The 25,330-nt window shown below is 43.0% G+C and carries 17 protein-coding genes and 1 pseudogene; 12 read left to right on the plus strand and 6 right to left on the minus strand.

What is annotated here, in order from left to right:
• Entirely contained in the window at positions 1–189 is a 189-nt protein-coding gene (locus V7K40_RS03430; protein WP_334956737.1) for a DUF4089 domain-containing protein, read from the minus strand.
• A gap of 112 nt (positions 190–301) precedes the next feature.
• Here V7K40_RS03430 and V7K40_RS03435 point away from each other — a divergent pair, with 112 nt between their 5' ends.
• The 3 genes from V7K40_RS03435 to V7K40_RS03445 all read left to right on the plus strand — a co-directional run bounded on the left by V7K40_RS03435 (position 302) and on the right by V7K40_RS03445 (position 3,803).
• Positions 302–637 carry a glutaredoxin family protein gene (locus tag V7K40_RS03435; protein ID WP_334956739.1) on the plus strand — a complete coding sequence of 112 codons (336 nt, stop codon included), beginning with the start codon at positions 302–304 and terminating at the stop codon, positions 635–637.
• A gap of 53 nt (positions 638–690) precedes the next feature.
• Positions 691–2,190, plus strand: coding sequence for a UDP-N-acetylmuramoyl-L-alanyl-D-glutamate--2,6-diaminopimelate ligase (locus V7K40_RS03440; RefSeq protein WP_334956741.1), 1,500 nt, complete (start codon positions 691–693; stop codon positions 2,188–2,190).
• 179 nt (positions 2,191–2,369) lie between these two features.
• The gene (locus V7K40_RS03445; RefSeq protein ID WP_334956743.1) at positions 2,370–3,803 is read left to right on the plus strand and encodes a DICT sensory domain-containing protein; all 1,434 of its coding nucleotides are present in this window, start codon (positions 2,370–2,372) and stop codon (positions 3,801–3,803) included.
• A gap of 212 nt (positions 3,804–4,015) precedes the next feature.
• Here V7K40_RS03445 and V7K40_RS03450 read toward each other — a convergent pair whose 3' ends face one another.
• The 3 genes from V7K40_RS03450 to V7K40_RS03460 form a co-directional block, all read right to left on the minus strand.
• A complete protein-coding gene (locus tag V7K40_RS03450) occupies positions 4,016–4,684 on the minus strand; it encodes an AIM24 family protein (protein ID WP_334956745.1) in 669 nt (222 codons plus the stop codon).
• Between the two features lie 243 nt (positions 4,685–4,927).
• On the minus strand, positions 4,928–6,406 hold the full coding sequence (locus V7K40_RS03455; protein ID WP_334956747.1) for a HAMP domain-containing sensor histidine kinase: 1,479 nt from the start codon (positions 6,404–6,406) through the stop codon (positions 4,928–4,930).
• Positions 6,407–6,581: 175 nt separating this feature from the next.
• Positions 6,582–8,300: an ATP-binding protein gene (locus tag V7K40_RS03460; protein ID WP_334956749.1), complete on the minus strand. Its 1,719-nt coding sequence runs from the start codon at positions 8,298–8,300 to the stop codon at positions 6,582–6,584.
• A 220-nt stretch (positions 8,301–8,520) separates the two neighbouring features.
• On the opposite strand from V7K40_RS03460, the gene V7K40_RS03465 reads away from it, so the two are divergent.
• Together V7K40_RS03465 and dnaK are read left to right on the plus strand one after the other, a co-directional pair.
• Positions 8,521–9,342: an SDR family oxidoreductase gene (locus V7K40_RS03465; protein WP_334956751.1), complete on the plus strand. Its 822-nt coding sequence runs from the start codon at positions 8,521–8,523 to the stop codon at positions 9,340–9,342.
• 597 nt (positions 9,343–9,939) lie between these two features.
• The gene (gene dnaK, locus V7K40_RS03470; protein WP_334956753.1) at positions 9,940–11,844 is read left to right on the plus strand and encodes a molecular chaperone DnaK; all 1,905 of its coding nucleotides are present in this window, start codon (positions 9,940–9,942) and stop codon (positions 11,842–11,844) included.
• 153 nt (positions 11,845–11,997) lie between these two features.
• On the opposite strand, the pseudogene V7K40_RS03475 reads toward dnaK, so the two are convergent.
• Both V7K40_RS03475 and V7K40_RS03480 read right to left on the minus strand, forming a co-directional pair.
• Positions 11,998–13,061: pseudogene (locus V7K40_RS03475) on the minus strand (IS630 family transposase).
• A gap of 537 nt (positions 13,062–13,598) precedes the next feature.
• On the minus strand, positions 13,599–15,479 hold the full coding sequence (locus V7K40_RS03480; protein WP_334956755.1) for an ABC transporter ATP-binding protein: 1,881 nt from the start codon (positions 15,477–15,479) through the stop codon (positions 13,599–13,601).
• Positions 15,480–15,557: 78 nt separating this feature from the next.
• Here V7K40_RS03480 and V7K40_RS03485 point away from each other — a divergent pair, with 78 nt between their 5' ends.
• The 7 genes from V7K40_RS03485 to V7K40_RS03515 all read left to right on the plus strand — a co-directional run bounded on the left by V7K40_RS03485 (position 15,558) and on the right by V7K40_RS03515 (position 25,160).
• Complete coding sequence (locus V7K40_RS03485; protein ID WP_334956757.1) at positions 15,558–16,109, plus strand: GNAT family N-acetyltransferase; 552 nt, start codon at positions 15,558–15,560, stop codon at positions 16,107–16,109.
• A 415-nt stretch (positions 16,110–16,524) separates the two neighbouring features.
• Positions 16,525–19,248 carry a CHAT domain-containing protein gene (locus V7K40_RS03490; RefSeq protein ID WP_334956759.1) on the plus strand — a complete coding sequence of 908 codons (2,724 nt, stop codon included), beginning with the start codon at positions 16,525–16,527 and terminating at the stop codon, positions 19,246–19,248.
• 191 nt (positions 19,249–19,439) lie between these two features.
• Entirely contained in the window at positions 19,440–20,408 is a 969-nt protein-coding gene (locus tag V7K40_RS03495) for a DUF1822 family protein (RefSeq protein WP_334956761.1), read from the plus strand.
• A gap of 184 nt (positions 20,409–20,592) precedes the next feature.
• Positions 20,593–22,923, plus strand: coding sequence for a CHASE2 domain-containing protein (locus tag V7K40_RS03500; protein WP_334956763.1), 2,331 nt, complete (start codon positions 20,593–20,595; stop codon positions 22,921–22,923).
• A gap of 84 nt (positions 22,924–23,007) precedes the next feature.
• A complete protein-coding gene (locus tag V7K40_RS03505) occupies positions 23,008–23,817 on the plus strand; it encodes a DUF928 domain-containing protein (protein ID WP_334956765.1) in 810 nt (269 codons plus the stop codon).
• 64 nt (positions 23,818–23,881) lie between these two features.
• Positions 23,882–24,223 carry a tyrosine-type recombinase/integrase gene (locus tag V7K40_RS03510; protein ID WP_334956767.1) on the plus strand — a complete coding sequence of 114 codons (342 nt, stop codon included), beginning with the start codon at positions 23,882–23,884 and terminating at the stop codon, positions 24,221–24,223.
• An 88-nt stretch (positions 24,224–24,311) separates the two neighbouring features.
• Positions 24,312–25,160, plus strand: coding sequence for a GNAT family N-acetyltransferase (locus tag V7K40_RS03515; protein WP_334956769.1), 849 nt, complete (start codon positions 24,312–24,314; stop codon positions 25,158–25,160).
• Positions 25,161–25,330 lie beyond the last annotated feature (170 nt).

Raw genomic sequence — 25,330 nt, forward strand, 5'->3', positions numbered from 1 at the left:
TTATGGTTCAAATATAGGTGCAGCTTCAATTTCTTCAGCCAAAGGAAACTCATTAACAAGATTAGCGATCGCCCTAATTCTCTCAAAATTTGCCACCACCCCATCACGATACTCATCTCTTAGCTGTAAATCCAACAACAACGCCATTTGATCAACATACTCACCCAGATTAAACCTTTCTGTTCTCATCTTTCTTCCTTCACGCCCTTTGGCCCTTTGCGTCCTTTGCGGTAGCCTGCGGCAAGCCGAAGCGTCTACGTTATTCTAAACTTATAACTTCTTGCGCCAACTCAAACAAACAATGCGATTAATTTTATACAGTAAACCCGGCTGTCATTTATGTGAAGGCTTGCAAGAAAAGCTAGAACAAATCCAAAATCTCAGCTTCGAGTTGGAAATTAGGGATATTACGACTCATGAAGATTGGTTTGCTGCGTATCAGTATGAGGTGCCAGTACTTTATTTATCGAACCACAGAGACGCAGAGGAGGACACTTGCGTGCGGGGGTTCCCCCCCGTTGAGCAAAGTGTCCGTGGCACGGAGGAAGAAATTATAGAAGCACCATTGCCGCGTCCTTCTCCTCGTGCTAGTGTGCAGCAGTTGGAGCAAATGTTGCGTAAGTATTTAGCCAATTAGAAAAAAATAATGCAGAATAAGCCCAAGATTAAGAATGTGACGAGGTTCACAAGATGAAATTGCGGGAATTACTAACAGCGGTAGATAGTGTTGAGCAATTGCCTAGCCATCCGATGGAGGATGTGGAAGTTAGGGGTTTGAAGACGAATTCCCATGCTTGTATTGTGGGAGATTTGTTTATTGGGATGCCAGGAGGACGGGTTGATGGTGGGGATTTTTGGCAAAGTGCAATCGCATCAGGGGCTGTAGCAGCGATCGTCTCCCCGGAAGCTGCACAGAAAAATCCTTCCACAAATCAGGCTGTGGTGATCAGTGCAAGTAACATAACTCAAGCTTGTGCCCAGATAGCCAGTGCTTTTTACGGTTATCCAGGACAAAAACTCAAGCTGGTGGGTGTAACTGGTACAAATGGCAAAACTACAACTACTCATCTAATCGAATTTCTGCTGATCAAAGCTAATCTAGCTACAGCTTTGATGGGAACTCTTTACACTCGTTGGGCAGGTTTTGAGCAAACTGCTGCCTACACTACGCCCTTTGCGGTGGAACTGCAACAGCAGCTAAGAGAAGCTATAAATGCTGGTAGTGAGTTCGGGGTGATGGAAGTAAGTTCCCACGCTTTGGCCCAAGGTAGAGTATTAGGTTGTCAATTTGAGGTGGCGGTGTTCAGTAATCTTACTCAAGACCATCTCGACTATCACAGCGACATGGAAGATTACTTTGCTGCCAAAGCGTTGTTGTTTAGCCCTGATTATCTCAAGGGACGGGCAATAATTAATGCTGATGATTCCTACGGGAAGCGGTTAATTGCCTCGTTGGATTCCGAACGGGTCTGGAGTTACAGTGTCAACGACAACAGCGCTGATTTCTGGATGAGTGATTTAAGTTACCAGCCGAATGGTGTCAGTGGTATATTACATACACCAAAAGGTGACGTGGCTTTTCGATCGCCCCTAGTTGGTCAATATAATTTAGAAAATCTTCTAGCAGCCGCAGGAGCAGTTTTACACTTAGGGCTAGATTTGCAGTTACTTGCATCTGTGATCCCTGAGTTTCCGGGAGTTCCTGGACGGATGGAACGGGTAGAGATTAGTCCTGACCAAGATATTAGCGTGATTGTGGATTATGCTCACACACCTGATAGTTTGGAAAATTTGCTGAAAGCAGCACGTCCGTTTATACCTGGTAAAGTGATTTGCGTGTTTGGTTGTGGCGGCGATCGCGATCGCACTAAGCGCCCAAAAATGGGTAAAATTGCTGCTGAATTAGCAGACATAGCTGTGGTGACATCGGATAATCCCCGGACTGAAGACCCAGAAAGGATTTTGAAAGATGTTTTGGCGGGAATTGCTGACACAGTGCAGCCAAGTGTAATTTGCGATCGAGCGATCGCAATTCGGACTGCTATTTTACAAGCACAACCAGGTGATGGAGTCTTGCTTGCTGGTAAAGGTCATGAAGACTACCAAATTCTCGGTACTGAAAAAATCCATTTTGATGACCGAGAACATGCACGCGATGCTTTACACGAAAGACTGAACATACAAGCCTAATTACAAGTAGGGTAGCACAGCTAGCTGTACTACCCTAAAATGTGTATTCCACAAAATTAAAATCGCCCATAATTCAAGTTCATGTTTTTTTTCCATGCAGATTTTGTAAAAAATGCACACATAAAGGTGAAAATCGAAGACAGAATTATTTCTTGCTTCATCCTTGTTGTGCTTGACTCATGAACGTTTCTCTAGCTAAGGATCTGTCTGTTTATGAACTGGTTATGGGAGTGCAAGTGCCTCCTAAACCATTGTCCCTCAGTCCTGCTACTCTGCTATCACTGGTGAGAGCGCAAATTGACTTACTAATTGAGCAGCAAATTGCAGCCACTTTATGGGTGAAGCTACCACCAGAAAAAATTTGGCAATCAGAATTAGCGCGTTATCAATCCTCCGTAGGTGCATCTAGTTTCATTTATACTTGCCAGATTGACGAGAGTGGGAAAGGGGGAAATGGGGGAACAGGGGAAGAAAATATCCTCTCATCTCCTTATGATGTCCCCGTTCACCTACCACCAGATAGCCAACTGCGACGCGAAAGCTTTCTGATAGTGTTATCGCCCCAGTTTTGCAGTTTAATTTTGGCTCATCGACCACTTAAAAAACGCAAAAATCAGACATCGGGGAAGTTAAATACTAATAAAAACCAGCCGTTGCTGATTATAACTACTGTCGAGGGGAGAGTAATTCAGCAAGTATTAAATGGTATCCAACAAGCGATTGCGCCAGAATCATCCCCAATACCGATTGATTTTATTTGTCCAACTGCGCCCCAAGCCGCACTGATAAATCAACTGTTTACAAAACAACTCCTGCGACAAGATGAAATTAATCGTCAAATCATTACAGCCCGCACTACCAAGTTGCAGCAGCTAAATCAAGAACTGCACAACAAAGACCAACTCCAAGATGAATATCTGAATAATCTATGTCACGAACTGCGTACACCTCTGACGCATATGAAGACAGCACTTTCGTTATTGAATTCCCCTAATCTCAAACCCCCGCAGCGACAACGTTATTTACAGATGTTAAATACCCAGTGTGATCACCAAAATTCCCTAATTACTGGTTTATTGGAACTGGTGCAGATGGAACGTAATTTAGAAGGGACGGCTTTAGAGTCAGTGCAGCTCTCAGATATTGTACCTGGAGTAGTCAGTACCTACCAACCTGTGGCCCAAGAAAAAGGGATCATGGTAGCCTACACCGTACCTACTGAACTTCCATCTATTTGGTGTGTGAGTGGTGGGCTGAGGCAGATTGTGATTAATCTGCTGCACAACAGCATTAAGTTTACTCCCAATGGAGGTCAAGTATGGGTGCGTGCCCGGATTCAAGGCGATTATGTCCAATTAGAATTCCGCGACACAGGTATCGGTATTGCTGAAAACGAAATTCCCAAAATCTTTGACCGATTTTATCGGGTGCGTACAGCAGCAACTGAAAATTATGGAGGTGCTGGGTTGGGATTAACAATTGTACAGCAATTGCTGCTGCGCTGTGGCGGATCTATTTCTGTAAAAAGTAAATTATATGAAGGTTCCACATTTACAGTACAACTGCCAACTGTTGGCAATACCCCAAGAGCGATCGCAATAGAAAATGACTGATCAGTTATGATTATCTCCTGAGTTAACTTTCTGGTGCTATCCAATTTTGTCTTTGTTTAAAATTAATTAGAAAACAGCATCACAAACTTTTGCATAATTTCTCTGGCTCAGAAAGTTAATAAAAGGAATTAAAATTTTAAGAAAAATCTAATTAGTTGAATTGTGAATAATTAATTTTTAATTCCTTGTTTTCCCAAGCTTACTGATGATTCTTAGCTAGAAGTTTTTGGTAGCGCGGCAGTAATTTGGCGGAGCATCATGACTTGCCAATAAGGTACAGGAGCTAGCAATACAGTACCAGTTCCCTCAAAACTATTGACGAAAAACTCACCAGAAGTCATTGAACCTAAGAGAGATTTAGTAGCTTTTTCAACGCGATAAATTAAGGTATTTGTGCGAGCAATCGCAAAATTTCCATCGACGACTAATCGGTCATTTCGTAAATTTATTACTTCTACAGGGCCTTGTGCTGCCATCACCACTGTACCCCTGCCTTTAACTTTTGTTTGAAACAAGCCCTCGCCACCAACTAAGCCTGATAAAAATTTGTTTCGTTCAATTCCTACTTCTACGGTGCCATCACTAGCCCAATAAGCGCCACTATCTAAAATCCATTCACTACCGTCTAATTCTAGGATGTGATATCCCGATAAAGAAGGCTCTAAATATAATTCACCTGTACCTGTATATGTAGGACGGAAAATATTTTCTCCTGTGGCTAGGGATTTTAAAAACCCCCCTGCTGAAGGGGCTTTAGATTGCATCTGAATGTTACCACGTATATAGTACATAGCACCAGATTCAGTCCTGACTGTTTCGTTTTGCAAAGTTACTTTGACTAAACGTAAACTTTCTCGTTCAATTACTTCAAAACTTGCCATATTTTCCTTTTGATTTTTGCAAATAATGTATGCTTGGCTCTTAGCGAGAATTTACATCCATTTTTACAGATGGCAAGTCAGAGAAATTTAATTACTGTTTAATTTAACGTGAGTTTGAGGGGTCTATTGTGTTCGCATAAATTAACGTGAGTTCGACGGGTTACACCATTTCACTTTAATACTGAGCGTAGCCGTTCGCGTAGCGTTCCGCAGGAAAGTCCAAAATCCAAAATTGATTGACTCCTAACTTTTAGCTCCTGACTTGTGCTTGTTGCTAACTTCTAAAGGCAGGAAAATCGTCAAAACTTCCCCATAGTGTGGACGCTGGCGTACAATCAGTTTGCCACCGATCGCCTGAAACAAATGCTTGGTTGCGGCAATATTCAAACTAATCGTACCCGTTTCTGGTTGGAACATCAGCAATTGACCAAGTGCTTTGCGAATTGGCGGCGTTCCAGGTATGGCAGCTTTATTGGAATCTTTGCACCTGAATTGGGGCGATAATTGTAACTTTAGTTGATCTCCAGCCGGAACAACTTGTACTTGAATATGGCTACCAGCAGGTAAGCTGCGAGTGAAATTCTCTATCAACCCACTAAGTACCTGATCCAGCATTGTGGGATTGCTTACCACTGTTGGTAGTTGCTGGGGTAAAATAACATTTAAAGTTAAGTTCCGCCGATGCGCTGCTTGTTCCCAACGGGGAATGCTCTGCTGCAACACCTGATCTAAAGACATCGGCGTGAGTTGAGTTTTTGAAGATTTTACTGAAGCAGTAGTTTCCAGTTCTGCTGCCTTAAACAGCAACTCCATGCGGTCAATTTGCTCGGTACACTCGTGATCGATAATTTTTAAGCGATTGATCACGCTAGCATCTAAGTCTCGCCGCTTCAACAACAGGCGAGTCATGGTGCGAATAGTTGTTAAAGGTGTGCGGACTTCGTGAGCGAAGGCTTGGAGCAATTCCACGTCAGGATTTGGGGATTGGGCATTGGGGAAAACTCTGCTCCCCTGCTCAAGAGCTTCTTCCCCAGTCCCTAGTAAGGAGTCCCTAGTCTCTTCGACTTCTGTTAATTCCTGAAGCAACAATTGGCTAAACTCAAGCACGACGCGGCAATCTGGTGCTACCGGGGAATACTGTTGGACTAATACATCCAGGCGGGCAAAAAATTCTGGATTAGCCAGCATTACCCTTGCTCCTAGCGATCGCCAAGCCTGCTGCACTACTTCTGGCTCAAAAGAAAATGAAAAGGTTTTTTTACCGTTTTTGTGTGTCGCTAAAACTAGCACTAATCTAAATTTATCTGTGAAAACTAGGCAAAACTGTTCTGCCCCTAGCGGATCGGCAGGTAATAAGGGAAGTACTGATTCATGAAGAGCAATTTCTTCATTTACAGATACGTTGGCGTAGTCCGCCGCAAACATCGCATCTGGCATCTGAAATGGCATCAGCGCCAAGGGGTTAAATGGTTTTGCCGTAAAAGTTACTGTCTGTAAGCTTTGAGTCAGTTTTGGCTGACTAAATAAGGGCGCTGGTGCAGCTAAAACTAATCCTTGGGTTATGTTTCTTGAACCACCTGCTAAAGTATTTAATAGCAGATGTTCTGTCGCTGTGAGGCTGACACGCCACTGCCGCTCTGCTTTAGCAGGTGAACATTCAGCTACACTTGATTGATTTTCAGCCAAGATTTCGCTCAGGCTTGGCAATATCCATTCATACACAGGCTTTCACCCCTTAATTCAAGAGCGACTAACAGCGTCTAGGTAGACATTTCACTACTACTTAAGAGGTTATAGCTATTTGTGTACTGATGACAGTGGTAGAACCGAACAATTCGAGCGCAATTTCCCCTCTAAGTGCGATCGCAGTTATTTATAGGCTGAAAAACACTCGCGCTTACCTTGTTACCCGATCATGGCGATCTTTGATTGATAATTGTGCTGATTTCCCTACTCGAATCGGGATTGCAATTACAAACTCTGCACCCTGTCCCGGTGATGAAATGCATTGCAAAGATCCACCATGCTTTTCAGTAATTATCTGGTAGCTGATCGATAATCCCATACCAGTCCCTTTACCAATTGGTTTCGTGGTGAAAAAAGGGTCAAATAAACGCGACTGGATTTCTTCTGGAATTCCTGCTCCATTATCAGCAATCCGAATCACGGCATTTTCATTTACCTGTTCAGAAGAAATACGAATCAAGGGATTTGGACAAAGTTCTTTTTGGAAACCCTCTTCTAAAGCATCGATTGCATTTGCCAAGAGGTTCATAAATACCTGATTCATTTGCCCTGCAAAACACTGGATTTGAGGAATTTCACCATATTCTTTGACTACTTGAATTTGAGGGCGATTATTTTGTGCTTTGATTCGGTGTTGCAAAATTAACAGTGTACTGTCGATTCCTTCATGGAGATCAGCTGTTTTAAATTCAGCTTCATCCAAACGAGAGAAAATTCGTAGACTGAAGACAATTTCCCGGATGCGTCTAGCCCCCATCTTCATTGAGGTTAATATCTTAGGCAAATCTTCTGTTAGGTACTCAATATCTGCTTCTTCGTTAGCATTTTTAATTTCTGGCTCTGGGTAGGGATAATAATTTTGATAAAGCTTAATTAATTGCAGCAACTGTTGAGTGTAATCATCAGCGTGTTGGAGGTTGCCATAGATAAAATTAACTGGATTGTTGATTTCATGGGCAACTCCGGCCACTAGTTGACCCAGACTTGACATTTTTTCTGATTGAATTAATTGGATTTGGGTTTTTTGCAGGTCTTTTAGAGCTTGCTGAAGTTCTGCTTCTGCCTGCTGGCGCTCCGTAATTTTGTCTCGTAATTGTTCATTAGCATTGAGCAACTCATCTCTGGAATGTTGCAGATCGTCCGCCATTTTGTTGAACGAAGTAGCTAACTCACCAATTTCATCCTGGGACCGAATACTAACTCTGGTGTCCAACTTACCTTCAGCCAGATTCACCACAGCTTGCTGGAGTTGTTTAATCGGTTTTGAGATGCTTCTAGAGATTAAATAGCCTACTGATAATGCCAGTATGCCACATCCCAAACTAATCACTGACGTGACAACAATATTTTTATGGGCTGTTGCTAGTGCTGCTTTGTAAAGTGGTGTATATTCCAAAATTATTGCACCAATAGTTTCACCGTTGCTAGTCTTAAAAGCAACAGCAATCAATTGAATACCCAAAGGGTATTCAGAACTGGTCTCAACATAGGTCCTTGGTATACCATCGTGAATAGTTTTACCAACTTCATTATTGAGATCGTGATCTAATCGCGTACCAATGTCTTCCGGAACTACATCTGCCAGAATGATTTTATTGCGGTCTACAATCTCCAGATCATGCTGACGTTGCTTATGTAGTGCTTGAACATTCTCTTGCAACTGGGTTAGCATCTGATTTGGCGATCGCATCTTCTGGGACTCAAGCTCATGACTTACGAAATATCCCAGTAGTCCAGCAACTTCTTCAGCCTCTTGTTCAGCAAGATACTTAGCTATATTCAATTGCTGATTGGCACTAATTGCACCAATAGTTCCTGAGAGAGTAGCCATTCCTAGAATACCCGAAATTAATTTTTGGCTAATTTTCATTGCTTGCTTGAAACCTCAAGTGCTGGCTACTGTGCTGATTTAGTTTTAGGGAGTTTGCCCTAATTCTAAAATTCCCAGTTGTCAGCCTATAAGCTACAGAATTAACAGCCATTAGCAAAATTTTTAATCTGGGTCTATTTCTGCGATGTGCCGCAGCTGTGCCCGTTGTAGACATCGCATTTTTTAGTAAATTAGCAATAGACTATCTCAAAGGCACTTTATGACTTCTTTTGAAACTTCAGTTAAAGATTTGGTATTAGTTACTGGTGCCACTGGTGGAGTGGGGCAACTGGTGGTAGGCAAACTGCTAGAAAAGGGTTTGAAAGTTCGCGTCCTGACACGCAATGCTGCAAAAGCTGAAGAGATGTTTAACCAAAGAGTGGAAATTGCCGTTGGTGACATCCGCCAGCCAGCTACACTGCCAGCCGCAATGCCAGATGTCACCCACATCATAAATTGTACTGGAACCACTGCCTTTCCCTCTACGAAATGGGAGTTTGACCAATCCCCGAACTTGCTTGAATGGGGAACAATTTTTCTTAACCCCCAATCTAGTCAGGCAAAGGCAAAGAATAGTCCAGCAAAGGTCGATGCCCAAGGTGTAAGCAACCTAGTGGCAGCAGCACCCCGGAATTTGAAGCGATTCGTTTTCGTCTCTTCTTGTGGAATTCTCCGTAAAGATAAGTTTCCTTTTAGTATTCTTAATGCTTTTGGCGTCTTGGATGCCAAACAAAAGGGCGAGGAGTCCATTATTAATTCCGGATTACCCTACACTGTTATCCGCGCAGGACGCCTCATTGACGGGCCCTATACCTCATACGATCTCAATACCCTCCTGAAGGCAAAAACAGGGGGTAAATACGGTGTAGTACTAGGTACAGGGGATACACTTTCGGGTGATGCCAGCCGGATTGACGTAGCCAGCGCTTGTGTGGAATGCCTTTTTCAGCCAAGTAGTGCTGGGAAAATTTTTGAACTCGTCAACCAAGGACAAAGACCACCTGTGATTGATTGGGAAACTCTTTTCTCTAGGCTTAAGTGAGTGCTGTTAGCGGATAGCTATGGTTTAGCCCGTGCTAAGTAATATTTTATTCAATGCCCCATACAACTCTTAGAGAGGCTGCGCCCTAAGCGTAGCTATGCCGTAGGCTTTACGGCTACGGCTCCATGTCCGCAAGTCGAGATGCTCAGTACAAGTGCCCAATCCCCAAATATTGCCGATTATACGTAATTACAGAAGTGATCGCGCCTTTTAATCTCGTTCTATCCTCAGTGCTTTTGTAATTTATTACCTCTAAAGACGGCAAACACCACTCTGCCGTTACGGTTCACCCTAATTACTGAAAGTATTAATTCTCATACATTAGACAAAGAAAAGGAAATCAATCTATGAACCAACTAAAAAAACTATTTAGTTAGTTTAACCGTCCTAAGCAAGGTTCGGGAAACCACCCTTCATGGACTGGCTACCACTAAGCTTCAGTATATATATCAGCATAGTCTGGAGTTTTAATCCCAGGAAAGCCAAACCAAAGGTCTTCATGCTGAACTGGCTGATTTATTGACCCTGTTGGTTCAAAATTTAGTCCTTTATATTCTCATTCATTCATTTGTAGTTATACGGAGCCAGCACCTAAAAATGGCAAAAGTAGTTGGAATTGACTTAGGAACAACGAACTCCTGCGTGGCAGTGATGGAAGGTGGTAAACCCACAGTAATTGCTAATGCTGAAGGTTTTCGGACAACACCATCAGTGGTTGCATTTGCGAAAAATGGTGACAACTTGGTTGGTCAAATCGCCAAACGCCAAGCGGTGATGAACCCCGAAAATACGTTTTACTCAGTCAAACGCTTTATCGGACGCCGCTACGACGAAGTTAGTAACGAAGCTACAGAAGTTTCTTACAAAGTCCTCAGCAGCAACGGCAATGTTAAATTAGATTGTCCCATAGTTGGTAAACCGTTTGCTCCGGAAGAAATTTCTGCAAAAGTTCTTCGCAAACTAGTTGAAGATGCCAGCAAATACCTGGGCGAAACCGTAACCCAAGCTGTAATCACCGTTCCGGCATACTTTAACGACTCCCAACGGCAAGCAACGAAAGACGCTGGTAAAATTGCAGGTATTGAAGTTCTGCGGATTATCAACGAGCCTACCGCTGCTTCTCTGGCATATGGATTTGACAAGAAGAGTAACGAAACCATTCTCGTATTTGACCTTGGTGGTGGTACTTTCGACGTATCTGTGCTGGAAGTAGGAGATGGAGTTTTTGAAGTACTAGCCACATCTGGTGATACCCACCTCGGCGGTGACGACTTCGATAAAAAAATAGTTGACTTCTTAGCTGAGAAGTTCAAGAAAGCCGAAGGTATTGACCTGCGGAAAGACAAACAAGCCTTACAGCGTCTGACGGAAGCCGCAGAAAAAGCCAAAATTGAGCTTTCTAGCGTTAGCCAAGCAGAAATAAACCTGCCATTTATCACCGCTACCCAGGATGGGCCCAAGCACCTGGATACAACCCTAACTCGCGCCCAGTTTGAAGAACTTTGCTCTGACTTAATCGACCGTTGCCGTATTCCTGTGCAAAACGCTCTTCGGGATGCCAAGTTAAACAAAGGCGATATTGATGAAGTGGTGTTAGTTGGTGGTTCTACCCGCATTCCCGCAGTCCAACAGATTGTGAAGCAGGTATTGGGTAAAGACCCCAACCAAAGCGTTAACCCTGATGAAGTCGTAGCAGTTGGTGCAGCCATTCAAGCCGGGGTACTGGCTGGTGATGTAACTGGCATCTTGTTGTTAGATGTGACACCGCTGTCTTTGGGTGTAGAAACCTTAGGCGGCGTGATGACCAAAATTATCCCCCGCAACACGACAATTCCCACCAAAAAATCTGAAGTCTTCTCCACCGCAGTGGATGGTCAAACCAACGTAGAAATTCACGTCCTCCAAGGTGAACGCGAATTCTCTAACGATAACAAGAGCTTGGGAACCTTCCGCCTCGATGGTATTCCTGCTGCACCACGCGGTGTTCCTCAAATTGAAGTGGTGTTCGACATTGATGCCAACGGTATCCTTAACGTCACCGCTAAGGACAAGGGTACTTCTAAAGAACAGTCCATCAGTATAACTGGTGCTTCCACCCTGGATAAAAGTGACGTTGACCGGATGGTGAGAGAAGCTGAACAAAACGCTTCATCTGACAAAGAACGGCGTGAGAAGATTGAACGCAAGAACCAAGCCGACTCCTTAGCATACCAAGCTGAGAAGCAGCTACAAGAATTGGGCGATAAAGTTCCTCCTGCTGATAAGACCAAAGTCGAAGGTTTGGTGAAAGAACTGCGGGAAGCAGTTGCTAAAGACGACGATGAGCAAATCAAGAAGCTCACTCCAGAATTGCAACAAGCGCTATTCGCTGTTGGTAGCAATATCTATCAACAAGCTGGTGGCGGTGCTACACCAGGTACTGAACCTCAAGATAGCGGTTCCACATCTAGCTCTGGTAGCGGCGACGATGTGATTGACGCTGATTTTACAGAGAGCAAATAATTCCCCTACCTCTTTTGGGAAGATTATTTTGTCCCACCTCATATTTCCCACCCAGACAAATGCCTGGGTGGGGATTTTTTTAAGAGTTATAAGTTAGGAGTTAAGAGTTAGAAGTTAGTGTGACTTATATCATGTCCGGATGATTAGTTATATTTAAACTATCCTTGTTCTTGGCCACCAGTAATAGCAAGTTAATCCTCTGACTAAATGATGTTGTTTAATTATCTGTTGACATCGGTAGACCAAAAGCTCTTCTAACTCATCTAGAGATGCAGGAGAAAAGTTAGCAACTACTTCATTGGTCAGAGGCCACAACCTTTCTGCAGGTTGCAATTCAGGAGAGTAGGCAGGTAAATAAATTAAGTCAATTCCTTCGGGAACAATTAAATCGTTACTTGTATGCCAACCAGCTTGGTCAACTGTCAGTAAAATTCGTTTATTTTCTCCAATATCGTACTCTTGAGCAAACTCAGCCAAGACTCGATTAAACACCTCAGTATTAACTCTAGGTAGAATCCACCAATATGTTTCCCCAGATTCTGGATGGACAAAACCGTACAACCACATCCATTTATACTTTTGTTGTACTCTAGCCAAAGGTAATTCTCCCTCTGGTATCCAAACTCGGCGCAAAATCGGATGTAGACCTAAATGGTGTTCATCCATACTCCAAACCTCTATTTCCGCATTTGGATATTTGGCTTGAAGAAATTGCAGCCTCAAATTCAGTTTTTTTTCCAGTCTTCTTGTTCAATCACATCGGCTTCTCCATGTTCAGGTCGAGTGACTCGAAGACGGAAAGTCATTTGTCTGAGGTATTCCCATCCGCGCCGACGATCTATTTTCTCACCTAGTAGCTGCGACAACCAGTCTGCTACCTTACGCCCATTCCATAATCCGCCATCAGGTGCTTTTTCTGACAATACCTGCCATAGTTGGGCTTGTTGAACATCTGTTAGCAGTGATTCTTTGCCTTGATTATGATGCCGTTTGTTTGCCAAACCCGATGCACCATCTTGGTTATATCTTTTGATAATTTGATAAATCCAAATCTTTGTGTATCCTGTAACTTCAGATACTTCTTTTACGGTCTTTCCTGTTGCCAATAACCACACTATTTGGTAATGGCTACGTTCTGTTGCTTCTGCCGCTTGACGGTAACGAACAAACAGTTCTTCTGTACTTAAGTGGTTAGCGATCGCAATCCTCTTTGGCATCAGACCTAGATTTAGATACTCTGCACTTTTCCTTCTTTATTATAACTACTCAACCGGACATGATATTAGACAAAAAATAGCCTAAAATCTATATACAGAAAGACTTTAACATCCTTTTGCTTGGTTTGTTGATATACATCGGTTTGGGCTATTTTTGAGCATTTAGTGTATTTTCCTTACCATACATGGGTTTGAGGCTTGTTTCTCCCTCAAAAATGTTTAAGTCCCGTTCAGCGGATGGTAAAGTTGGGTTATTTATTGTTTGTTATGCTTGTAACCTACCTGCACCAATGAAAGCACGGAAACCATATTGCTGTTCTTGTTTAAGATGAAATGCAGTTCGATATTCACCTTTTTTAAAGTAGTTTGCTCATTACTCTGCCAAAATCTGAATGTAAAGCTCTGGATCGTATTGTGCTTTGGTTTCTGCTTTGGCAGTTTCTAAAGTTTGCAGTGCTGCTTCTGGTTGATTGAATGCAGATTGCGATCACGCTAACGCAAACAAATACCAACCCCGATGATACGACCTTTCCCAATCTAAGTTCCCAACATCTGCAAGTTATGTAAAGTAGCGTAAAGCCCTCCTTGTTGCAGTAGTTGATCATGACTTCCCTGCTCGATTAATTCGCCACGCTTGAGAACAAAAATCCGGTCTACATTGCGAATCGTAGACAGGCGGTGAGCGATAATAATCGCAGTACGTCTGAGCAAAAGCTCGTTTAATGCCTCTTGAACTAAAGCTTCTGTGCCAACATCTAAACTAGCAGTAGCTTCATCTAGTACTAAAATTTGGGGATTGCGAATGGCAGCCCGCGCAAAGGCTAAAAGTTGCTTTTGACCACTAGAAATATTTGTACCCCGTTCTCGAAGTTGAGTATCATACCCTTGGGGTAGTTCTTCTATAAACTGGGCAATATTGGTTTGCTCTGCTGCTTGTTGAATCTGTTCAACGGTATAGCCATCTCCTAAAGAAATGTTGCTTTTAACATCGCCAGCAAACAAAAAGCCTTCTTGGAAAATTACTGCCATGTAGCGCCGCAATTCTGCCTGTGGTACTTCCCGAATATCGATACCATCTATGAGAATGCGTCCTTGGGTGGGTTCGTAGAGGCGGCACAAAAGACGGATGATTGATGTTTTACCCGCACCTGTAGGACCGACTAATGCCACTTTTTCACCAGGATGAATGGTGAAATCTAAGTCTTTAATTACGTAATCATCATTTTTGTAAGCAAACCAGACGTGATCAAAGCGAATTTCTCCCAGATCAGGCAGAGAAGTTAGGTCTGAGGATTCTAGATTTGCAACTATCTCATCTATGTAGCCGAATTTAGCATCAAATATTGAGAAGCGCACATTGGCGCGATCGCGGATTTCTATCGGTTCATCTAATATATCGCCTACGCGTTCAATGGCAGTGAAACCAGCTTGAATTACCGTAAATTTTTCCGCAAAATCCCTTAAAGGGTCAAATAATCGCTGGGCATACAAGACAAACGCAGATAAAGTCCCAAAAGTCAAGCTTTTTCCCAATAGTAACCAACCACCTACCAACAAAACACCTGCGATCGCAATCAGACCAATCCATTCCAAGGTTGCTGAAATAAATGAATCATAAAAGATGGTTTGATCCATTTGCTGAGTGTATTGACTGTTCGTGGCGCGAAACAATTCGGCATTGAATTTTTCCCTGCGGAACAACTGCACCACGTTAATGCCGAGGACATTTTCTTGTAGCTGTGAATTCAGGGTAGAAAGTTCTTCCCGTCCTTTGTAATTGGCTTTGCGGTACTGTTGCTGAATGTAAACAATTAACCAGGTTACTGGTAACAACATCAATAGCAGCAAGCAAGTGAGTTGCCATTGGATGGAAAACATTAAACCCAAAATCACCAGCATGGAAAACAAATTGGACACAATGCCAATTGCCCCAGTAGAAAAGACATCGCCTAACACTTCCACATCGCTGGTGATTCTGGTGATTAATTTACCTACAGGCGTGCGGTCAAAAAAGCGTACTGCTAAAGATGTCACATGCTGGAATAAGTCTTGGCGAATTGCTGCGGTGATTTGTTGCCCTAACTTCTGGACTAGATAACCCTGGTAGCCTGTCACAATCAATCGGATTGCGATCGAAATTACCAATAATCCCTCCAGGATATTTAGCCCTTGCGAGAAGGGGCGATTCCTGAGAAATTCGTAAGTGCTTGGTTCATTGCGAATTAGGGAGATAGTTTGGCCAATCAACAGTGGTTGTATGGCATTAGCTAGCGCGATCGGTATGAGTAGGCACATCGACAGCGTCAACAGTCCTCCGCTACGACGGGCATAAGGCACTAAACGCAAAAACAACCGCCAGTCATTTTCACCCCGACGATGTTGCGTATAAGATTTTTTGAGAGATTGGTAGATGCTCATAGTAAGAGCATTATATTAATGTTTGCAAAAAAAAAATACGCTTGTTTAAAGTAGTGTTTGGCCTCCTGCTCTGATATCATGCCTGAGATAGAAACTGCAAGACTGCTACTGAGACCATGTACTCCTCAAGACCTGGATGAACTTGCTCCCATTTTGAGTAACCCAGCAGTTATGAGGTATTCATCCAGAGGGCCGATACCAAAAGATCAGGTCAAAGAAGTAACACAGGAAATATTAAAATTTTTTATTATACACTGGCAACAGCACGGTTTTGGTATCTGGGTTGTAGTGGAAAAAGCCACCGCCAAATTAATTGGTCATTGTGGGCTGAATTTTTTACCAAATAGCCCTGAAGTCGAAGTTCTCTATCGGTTAGATGAAGCTTATTGGAATCAAGGAATTGCCACCGAAGCCACAAAGGTAAGTTTGAGGTATGGCTTTGAGGAAGTCAAGCTAGATCATATCGTCGCCATCACTGCACCAGAACATATAGCTTCGCGTCGTGTGATGGAGAAATGCGGCTTGAAATACCGGAAAAATGCTCAGTTTTATAACTTAGATGTAGTGTATTATGCTCTGGCTCGTTCAGAATGGCGATCAGATGATTCTCTTTACATTTTGCAACTTTAAAGTTTGGATTTTGGGAAGTGAAGCAACTACCTTGAATAATATTGCTTCTGTCTATAATGATTTAGGAAAATCTAAACAAGCGCTATTGCTTTACTATCAAGTTCTTTTGGCACAGCCCGCTGCACGCATCCAAACTTCCTTTCTTTCCCGCCGTTGAGGCGACTGGTGTACCAAGAACACTAACCTCTAAGGGGTGATCGCACCAGAATAATTCGTAGAGTCTGCCTAAGTCCTAAAGAGATCGAACGGCTCCGGGTAAGTAGAGATTTAGCCAGTAAAACCTCATCCAACCCACGAAAAATAAGATTGTGGAAGGCTCAGGGATAAGTAATGGATGTGAATGGTAACATTACCCTGGTAGCCCAAACACCTACAGTTAATCCTGTGCGTTCTTGGTTATCACTTATCTTTTGTCATGCTTGTGACTAAACCAACTACGATTTTTGGCGCGAATTCTATAAAAGTTAAAAGGCAAAAACAGCCACGGTGTTGGGAGAAGACCACGCTAGCTCACTTTTTACGTTTGCCTTTGTACTTCCTAATAGCTTTGATATGCATCCTTGGTTCACCCGTACTGGCAAAAGTTCCTGGCTCAATTAATTCCTCATCCCAACTACCAATTAATAGTCTTATGTCGCTGGCTGTGGCCGCAGACCCCGCCTCACTATTAGAGCAGGGCCAAATTTTATACAATGCTGGAAACTTTACCAAGGCGGTAGAAGTGTTACAACAGGCTGTCCAAGCATCTAAGCAGCAAAGGGACAGCCTTAGCCTGGCAGTAACACTAAGTAATCTTTCCCTAGCTTACCAGCAACTGGGTGCATGGATTCAGGCACAGCAGGCAATTACAGAGAGCTTAAATTTGCTCAAAGGACTGGATGAAAACCAAAATCTGCAAAAAATATTTGCCCAATCACTGGATATTCAAGGTCGTCTCCAACTGACAATGGGACAGGCCGAAGAGGCTTTAGAAACTTGGCGGTGGACGGAAAAAATTTACAGGCAAGCAAATGATCAAAGCGGTGTGGTGCGATCGCTAATCAATCAAGCACAGGCGTTGCGAAGCCAAGGACTTTACCCTCGGGCTGTCAAAACACTCGAAGAGGTAAGTCAGACGTTAAAATCTCAACCAGACTCTAGAGAAAAGACAGTGAGTTTGCGATCGCTCGGTGATGCCCTTTTGGTAGTGGGAAATTTGGAAAAGTCATACCAGGCGCTAGAAGAAAGTCTAATGATTGCTCAACATCTGCAATCAAGTACTGATATTGCGGCAAGTCTTTTCAGTCTGGGGAATCATGCCCGTAAAAAACAAGACAATATACAGGCGATCGCCTATTATCAACAAACAGTTGCTGCATCTCCTTCACCCCTGACAAAAGTACAAGCGCAACTTAATCAACTGAGCCTACTCATTGAAGATCAACGATGGGCAGAGGTTCACACTCTCTCACCATTGATTGAGTCCCAACTCGATCAACTCCCCCTCAGCCGTGCTAATATTTACGCTCAAATTAATTATTCACAAAGTATCTTAAAAATCAAGAGTGGTGTGTTACCAACATCTAGTCAGAATTACTACTCTGAATTCAGCACAAAAGACTCAGCAGTATTACTCGCCAGGGCCATCCAGCAATCCCGCAGTTTAGGGGACAAGCGGGCAGAAGCCTATGCTCTGAAAAGTTTAGGCGGTTTGTACGAAGAAACCGGACAGTGGTCAAAAGCGCAAGACCTGACCCTGCAAGGATTAGCTTTGGCACAGAGCAGCAATGCACCAGAAATTATCTATACTTTGGAGTGGCAGTTAGGTAGATTGCTCCGGGCACAAAAAGATATTAATGGTGCGATTAGGGCATATGATCTTGCTGTGGAAACTCTCGAGTCTCTCCGCAGAGATTTAATAGTCAGTAATGTATTGAATCAGGATGTGCAATTCACCTTCCGGGACAGCGTAGAACCCGTCTACCGAGAGTCAGTAGAGTTACTACTGAAATCCCAAAAAGAAAAATCAGATGAAAAAATATTGGAGAAAGCACGAGAGCGGATTGAAGCACTCCAACTAGCAGAATTGGACAACTTCTTCCAGGAAGCTTGCCTGCAAGGTCAGAGAGTAGCCCTCGATCAAGTAGTAGACAAAGAAAATGCCAGAGCTGCCATCCTCTATCCGATTATTCTTCAAAAAGAACTCCAGGTAATTGTCAAAATTCCCAAACAACCCCTGCAAAGCTACACTACTCAGATTTCCCGGATAGAAGTAGAGAAACTCTTAGTAGAACTGCAAAAAAATCTTGTTGATCCCACCGCTACCAAAGCCGTCCAAACCCACTCGTACCAAGTTTATAACTGGCTACTCAAACCGATTGAGTCAGAATTGCAAAAAAGTCGGGTAGATACCCTAGTGTTCGTCTTAGATGGCCCGTTACGCAATTTACCAATGGCAGCTCTCTACGATGGCAAGAAATACTTGGTAGAGAAATATGCAATTGCTCTGAGCGTCGGTCTGCAACTCCTCAGCCCTAAACCACTGGTAAAACAGCAACTAAAAGCGCTAACCGCAGGATTGACTAAGCCGCCACCAGGTTTTTCCAACTTTGCACCGTTGCTTGCGATAGAATCTGAATTCGACGGGATTAGCAAAGCAGGAATCTCGACAACTAGCCTACTAGATAAAGATTTTAAGAAAAAGAATTTAGAGAGTAAAATTGGTGCTGCTCCATTCAACATAGTGCATTTAGCAACCCACGGTCAGTTTAGTTCCCGCCTTGAAGACACTTTTATTTTGGATTTTGATGGTGAGATCAATGTCAAGGATTTTGATACTCTCTTCAGCAGTCAGGGTAAAACCATAGTAGAACTATTAGTTTTGAGTGCTTGCCAAACAGCAACAGGAGACAAGCGTGCAGCACTGGGTCTTGCAGGAGCAGCTGTCCGAGCTGGGGCACGCAGTACCATAGCCTCGCTGTGGCAGATTGATGATGAATCGACAGCAATGTTTGTTAGTGCCTTCTATCAAAAACTCAACAGTGGCAAAATCACCAAAGCCAAAGCTGTCCACCTTGCCCAGCTACAACTGCTGAAAAATGCTAACTACAGAGCGCCAAGCTTTTGGTCTGCTTATGTGTTGATTGGCAATTGGTTGTGATTTGGGGATTGGAAACTGGGAACAAAGAAAATTAGAGACTCATTCATCTCTTTGAGAACTCCCTTCATCCACCTCAGAACCTCAAACCTCTCAATCCCCAATTTTGCAATAATCATTCTCTATTTTGTGGCATAAATTTAGTGAATGCGGGTGATATGTATATAGCAGCATTGCTCACTAGGGATTGACTTATGAATAACTCCACTTATAAGCTAGACGATTTCGCTTTAACATTGCCGATTTCCCAATCAGCTCGCATAACTGCCCAGCAATTTGCTGACCAGCAGCCAAATCCTGAAAAAGCAGAACAAGTTCGGCTGAATACGCTGGCTGTGTGGGTGGTGAATGACTACTTGGAAATGATGGATATTCCTACTGACCTCCAAGCTAGTGACAGCTGGAATTCCATCATGCGCCTCTGTGGGAATATAGCTGACTTAGAGGTGCCCTCAGTTGGTCGTCTAGAGTGTCGCCCTGTGCAGGAACACCAGCAGATATGTTCCATTCCTCCAGAAACCTGGGAAGAACGGGTAGGTTATTTAGTAGTTCAATTTGATGAATCGCTCCAAGAAGCGAGGCTGCTTGGTTTTATGCCTAGTGTCGCAACTGAAACACTGCCTTTAGAACAACTGCAACCATTGGAAGCGTTTATCGACCACCTGAGTCAACTGCGCCAATCCCCAGTTAGTTCACTGGTGAATTTAAATCAGTGGTTTGCTGGTATATTTGAGACAGGTTGGCAGACTATTGAATCCCTGTGGAACGTGCCGGAACTCAGACCAGCTTATGTTTTTCGCAGTACTGAAACTTTGGAACTAAATACCCTTAAAGAACCAGAATCAATTACTAAACGGGCAAAACTGATTGATTTGGGTATCCAAATTCTCAACCAACCCGTCATGTTGATTGTGGAAATCAGCCTAGAAGAAGATCAACAAACCAGTATTCGTCTCCAATTGCACGCCACTGGGAATCAAATCTACTTGCCCGCAGGAGTTAATCTCACCGTTCTAGATAGTTCGGGAGCAGTATTTCTAAATGCTCAATCGAGAAAATTAGACAATTATATTCAGTTGCAGTTTCGCGGAGAACCTACAGAGCAATTTAGCGTTAGGATAGCTATCAATGATATTAGCATTACCGAATATTTTCGGATTTGAAACATATAGCTAGCTTCCCTCTTTTTTGGTAATTTATTAAGTGGTAATTGGTTAATTAAAAATTAAAAGTGAAAAATTCAAGCCAGCTTTTGGGGATTTTTCAAAAAGTCTGTAAAAGCTTATGGAGCTTGTTATGAGACATTAGAACAGGGCATGATTTTGCACAGGGAGATTAGTGACAGTCATGGGTAAGTTAGTGGTTCTGAAATTCGGAGAGGGTAGTTTTGAGCAGGGGTTTGCTGTTACTCTCCAAATTGGTGAAGAACACGAGCGTGCTGCAACAGAAATCACGGGGAGGTTACCTTCATTCCCTGAAATGCCGCTTTATTACAGTCATTGGCAGTCTAGTTATCGGCAGATAGGCAATCGTTATCGCCTCCATGCTGACCAAATGCAGGTGACGAATGTATCGATGATTCAAGACTGCGAAAACACTTCCCATATTTTGCGGGCACGTTTTAATACCTGGCTGCGAGCAGAGGAGTTTCGCCCTTTGAGGGAAAAATGGTTAGAAAGATTGTCCTCCACGGAAGAAGTGCGGGTGATTCTGCAAACAGAAAATAGCCAATTGCAACTATTACCCTGGCATCTGTGGGATTTGTTAGAACGCTACCCCAAGGCTGAAATCGCCCTTTCTTCACCATCCTACGATCGCATTCACAAGCCACGCACTTTAAATAAATTAGTCAACATTTTAGCAATTGTGGGCAATAGTCAGGGGATTGACACCCAGGCTGATCTAGCTTTACTGCAACAGTGTGCTAATGCAGAGGTCAGCTTTCTGGTAGAACCACAACGTAAGGAATTGACTGACCATCTCTGGGGAAAAAACTGGGATATTCTCTTCTTTGCTGGGCACAGTTCCAGTAACAAAAATGGCGAAAGCGGACGAATTTATCTGAATAAAACTGATAGCCTTACCATTGGCGAGTTAAAGTACGCTCTTAGGAAAGCCATTGAAAACGGTTTGCAACTAGCTATATTCAACTCCTGTGATGGATTGGGATTGGCGCGAGAATTAGCTGATTTGCAAATTCCTCAAATGATCGTCATGCGCGAACCGGTTCCAGACCAGGTTGCAAAAGAGTTCTTGAAGTATTTTCTCGAAGGCTTTGCCAATGGGAAATCTTTATATCAAGCGGTACGCCAAGCGCGGGAACGATTGCAAGGACTTGAGGATCGATTTCCCTGTGCGACTTGGCTACCAATGATTTGCCAAAATCCAGCCCAGATACCACCCACTTGGGATGAATTAAGGTCTAGAAAAACTGAAGATATACCGAATTTAGCTTTGTCTCACAAACGCAGATTTACGATAACTTTGTTATCGAGTTTGGCGATTACAGCCTTGGTTTGTGGGGTGAGATGGCTGGGATTGGTGGAAAGTCCAGAGATGCAAGCCTTTGACCAGATGATGCGATCGCGCCCCGCAGAAGGACTAGATTCGCGCCTGTTAGTAATTACAATTGATGATGACGATATAGCAACTCAACGACAAAATGGCGAGTCCTTGATGGGAATTTCCATTTCCGAAAAATCACTCAATAAACTACTGACAAAACTGAATCAATACCAACCCAGAGCGATCGGCTTGGATATCTACCGTGATTTTAAAGCCACACAACCAGATTTAATTACTCGTCTCCAAAAAACTCAGAACTTGATTGGCGTATGTAAGGGGAGCGATGTCACAGAAAATATCCCAGGCTTTAAGCCGCCACCAGAAATCCCCACAACAAATTTGGGATTCAGTGACTTTATTAATGATAGTGATGAAGTTATCCGTCGGCATCTCCTGTTCATGAACCCAGAGCCGACATCATTGTGTCGTGCTCGTTATGCATTCAGTGTAGAACTGGCCTCTCTCTATCTACAACCCTTAGGAATTGAACGAAAGATCACTCAAGGGAATTTGCAGCTGGGTAAAACTATTTTTCCAAATCTGAAATCTCGTACTGGTGGCTATCAAAATATTGATGCTAATGGCGGTCAAATCTTGCTCAACTACCGTTCCTCAAAAGAGATAGCCCAACAGATAAAGCTAACCAAATTTTTATCTTCTAATCCGATTGACCCCAGTGTTATCAAAGACAAGATTGTTTTGATTGGTGTGGTGGCAAAGGGGGATTCTCCAGACGCCTGGGCTACACCCTATGGCGCTGCTTTAAAGAAAATGCCAGGAGTGTTGGTACAAGCGCATATGGTCAGCCAGATCCTCAGTGCTGTGCAGGATGGGCGGCCGTTGCTGCGGGTTTGGTCACTGTGGGTTGAGGTGGTCTGGATTTGGGGCTGGTCTTTGGTAGGGGGAGTCCTGGCTTGGCGAAGGCTTTCGTTCCCTTGGTTGGCATTGGCAATCAGTATTACCTCTAGTGTTCTGTATATAATTTGCTTTAATCTGTTAATTTCGGGTGCTTGGGTGCCGTTTATACCTTCGGCTTTGTCGTTGGCAGCTACGGTTGCCTTGATGTCAATTTATAATTCAAAAACAAAAGTTCGGGTGGCGAATAGGGAATAGGGAATAGGTAAAGATTTTTTTATGAAATTTTTGGATAACCAGCAGATAAATCTACAAGGTTTACATACTTAAGGTAAGGTTTTTATGAAGTCAAATTCACAACCGATAAAACTGTTTCTAGTAGTAGCTTTTAACTGCACCAGTTTACTAATTAGCCTGACTCCAGTCCTTGCAAAACCAACTCTTAGTTCTTCACTTAGCGATCGGAATGCTAAAACGACCCTTGCTCAAGCCACAACCTTTAATCAACCTCCACTTCCACCTGGCCCCCCTCCTGGAGGTCGGGTTCGTGGTGGAGCGAAGCGTGGGGAACCGATATGTCCACTTACTAAACCTAAGCTGACTGCTTTAGTGCCCTTTACTAAGTCAGATGAAGTGATCAATGTCTGGGGACAGACAACCCTACAACGCCCAAGTTGGTTTTTTTATGTGCCGTATACCAAAAATTCGCCCTATGAAGTTGAATTTGTGCTGCAAGATCAGGACTCTAACGAGATTTCCCGCCCACCGATCGCTCTACCAGATAAACCAGGAGTCATCCGCGTTTCTCTACCTTCCACTGCTCCTGCTTTGGCATTAAACAAACAATATCGCTGGTTTTTCACCATTAATTGTAACAAGCAAACGATTTCCCCCCCGACTTTCGTCGAAGGGGTGATTGTCCGAGTCGAACTAAATCCAACCGTAGTCAAAAAGCTACAAACACCAGAACTTCTAAAGCAGTATGCTATCTATGCTGAAAACGGGATATGGTACGACGCACTGACGATACTGGCTCAACTGCGTCAGAAAAATCCTAAAGATGCAACACTGCAAGCAGAGTGGCGGCATTTGTTAGATCAGATCGATTTAGATGATATTGCAGCAGAACCGATTCTCTCAAAGCAACCTTAGACTAAGAAACACAAGATAATACTACGGTGTACACACAAGTCCTAAAAACCTAGTTTTTTAGGGTGTGTTATTCCTGAGGGTAGGGCACTATCCCAGATTTTCGGTTTACCCCAAGAGTAGGAAAGCGATCGTCCTGGCTTATCATAAGAATGGAGCGAGATTAACCAAAGAGGCAATGAGGCGACTGGTGGATGGGCTGTGCAAGCAAGCCGGAATTACTAAGAAGATGTCACCCCATCGTGTTCGCCACAGTGCGATTACCACAGTATTGGATCTGAATAATGGCAACTACCGTGCTACTGAGCGATTCAGCAGACACGTCCAAATTCAAACGGTGTTGAAGTATGATGATAACCGCCAGCGCTTGCAAAAGCAGATGAGCGACTCAATATCAGAACTCATTTAGAAAAAAAATTAATTAAAGCTGGCAATCGAGGCAGAATCAAGTGACTTTCCCAACTCGGACAATCTTAGTATCACGAGGAGCAAAAAAAATGACTATCACAGAAGATAATTTTCGAGTTCGTCCCATGACCAAAGATGATCTAAAAATTGCCTTAAGCTGGGCTGCTTCAGAGGGGTGGAATCCGGGGATTGATGATGTTGATAATTTTTATATTGCCGATCCTGGTGGTTTCTTAATTGGAGAATTAAACGGTCAACCTATTAGTTGTATTTCTGTAGTGCGATATAGTGCTAAATTTAATTTTATTGGCATTTATCTTGTAAAACCCGAAGAACGGGGAAAGGGTTTTGGTTTAAAAACATGGCAGGAAGCATTGAAGTTAATTTCTAATCAACCTGCTGCTTTAGATGCTGTCTTACAACAAGTTAATAATTATCAAAGATTTGGTTTTAAACCTGCTCATTCTCATCTCCGTTATCAAGGGATAATTAACGGAAAAATCTCGCCAGATGTGACAGATTTAAAAAATCTTGATTTTGAGCAACTTTGTCGTTATGATGAGCGATATTTTCCTAGTTCTCGTCCTCATTTTCTTTCGACATGGATTAATCAACCTCATGGGCAAGGTTACGCTATCATCAACGATGCTAATTTGGTAGGTTATGGAGTGATTAGAAAAGCTACGGATGGTTTTAAAATTGCCCCTCTATTTGCGGAAAATGAAGAGATAGCAGAAAAGTTATTCTTAGCCTTAGTGACTTATGCAGAAATCAGTCCTATTTATGTAGATGTTCCTAATATTAATGAAGCCGCTATTCTTTTATTTGAAAAATACCAAATGACCTCTGTATTTGAATATGTACGAATGTACACAGAAGAGCCTCCCAATATTGATTGGCACAAGATTTTTGCTATTACTACTTTAGAATTAGGTTAAATACTCCTGAACAATTATAAAACAAAAAACCTGCCAAATTTAATGTTTCTACTAAGTCATGATTCTTGGTAATTATATTCAAATATTCTCAATTTTAAATTCTCTTTGCCAGTGCCAGATTTCTGGCTTCTGGCTCATCCCAATCTAAGTCCAGAGACGCTTTCAGGCTG

It is taken from the genome of Nostoc sp. (genome assembly GCF_036917195.1).
Taxonomy (GTDB): domain Bacteria; phylum Cyanobacteriota; class Cyanobacteriia; order Cyanobacteriales; family Nostocaceae; genus Nostoc.

Excerpts from the sequence above, each read along its gene's own strand:
- V7K40_RS03495 (WP_334956761.1), top strand. The coding sequence starts at position 19,440 with ATGAATAACTCCACTTATAAGCTAGACGATTTCGCTTTAACATTGCCG.
- V7K40_RS03430 (WP_334956737.1), bottom strand. The coding sequence starts at position 189 with ATGAGAACAGAAAGGTTTAATCTGGGTGAGTATGTTGATCAAATGGCG.
- V7K40_RS03435 (WP_334956739.1), top strand. The coding sequence starts at position 302 with ATGCGATTAATTTTATACAGTAAACCCGGCTGTCATTTATGTGAAGGC.
- V7K40_RS03440 (WP_334956741.1), top strand. The coding sequence starts at position 691 with ATGAAATTGCGGGAATTACTAACAGCGGTAGATAGTGTTGAGCAATTG.
- V7K40_RS03465 (WP_334956751.1), top strand. The coding sequence starts at position 8,521 with ATGACTTCTTTTGAAACTTCAGTTAAAGATTTGGTATTAGTTACTGGT.
- V7K40_RS03450 (WP_334956745.1), bottom strand. The coding sequence starts at position 4,684 with ATGGCAAGTTTTGAAGTAATTGAACGAGAAAGTTTACGTTTAGTCAAA.
- V7K40_RS03515 (WP_334956769.1), top strand. The coding sequence starts at position 24,312 with ATGACTATCACAGAAGATAATTTTCGAGTTCGTCCCATGACCAAAGAT.
- V7K40_RS03505 (WP_334956765.1), top strand. The coding sequence starts at position 23,008 with ATGAAGTCAAATTCACAACCGATAAAACTGTTTCTAGTAGTAGCTTTT.
- V7K40_RS03445 (WP_334956743.1), top strand. The coding sequence starts at position 2,370 with ATGAACGTTTCTCTAGCTAAGGATCTGTCTGTTTATGAACTGGTTATG.
- dnaK (WP_334956753.1), top strand. The coding sequence starts at position 9,940 with ATGGCAAAAGTAGTTGGAATTGACTTAGGAACAACGAACTCCTGCGTG.
- V7K40_RS03460 (WP_334956749.1), bottom strand. The coding sequence starts at position 8,300 with ATGAAAATTAGCCAAAAATTAATTTCGGGTATTCTAGGAATGGCTACT.
- V7K40_RS03485 (WP_334956757.1), top strand. The coding sequence starts at position 15,558 with ATGCCTGAGATAGAAACTGCAAGACTGCTACTGAGACCATGTACTCCT.
- V7K40_RS03500 (WP_334956763.1), top strand. The coding sequence starts at position 20,593 with ATGGGTAAGTTAGTGGTTCTGAAATTCGGAGAGGGTAGTTTTGAGCAG.
- V7K40_RS03480 (WP_334956755.1), bottom strand. The coding sequence starts at position 15,479 with ATGAGCATCTACCAATCTCTCAAAAAATCTTATACGCAACATCGTCGG.
- V7K40_RS03490 (WP_334956759.1), top strand. The coding sequence starts at position 16,525 with ATGCTTGTGACTAAACCAACTACGATTTTTGGCGCGAATTCTATAAAA.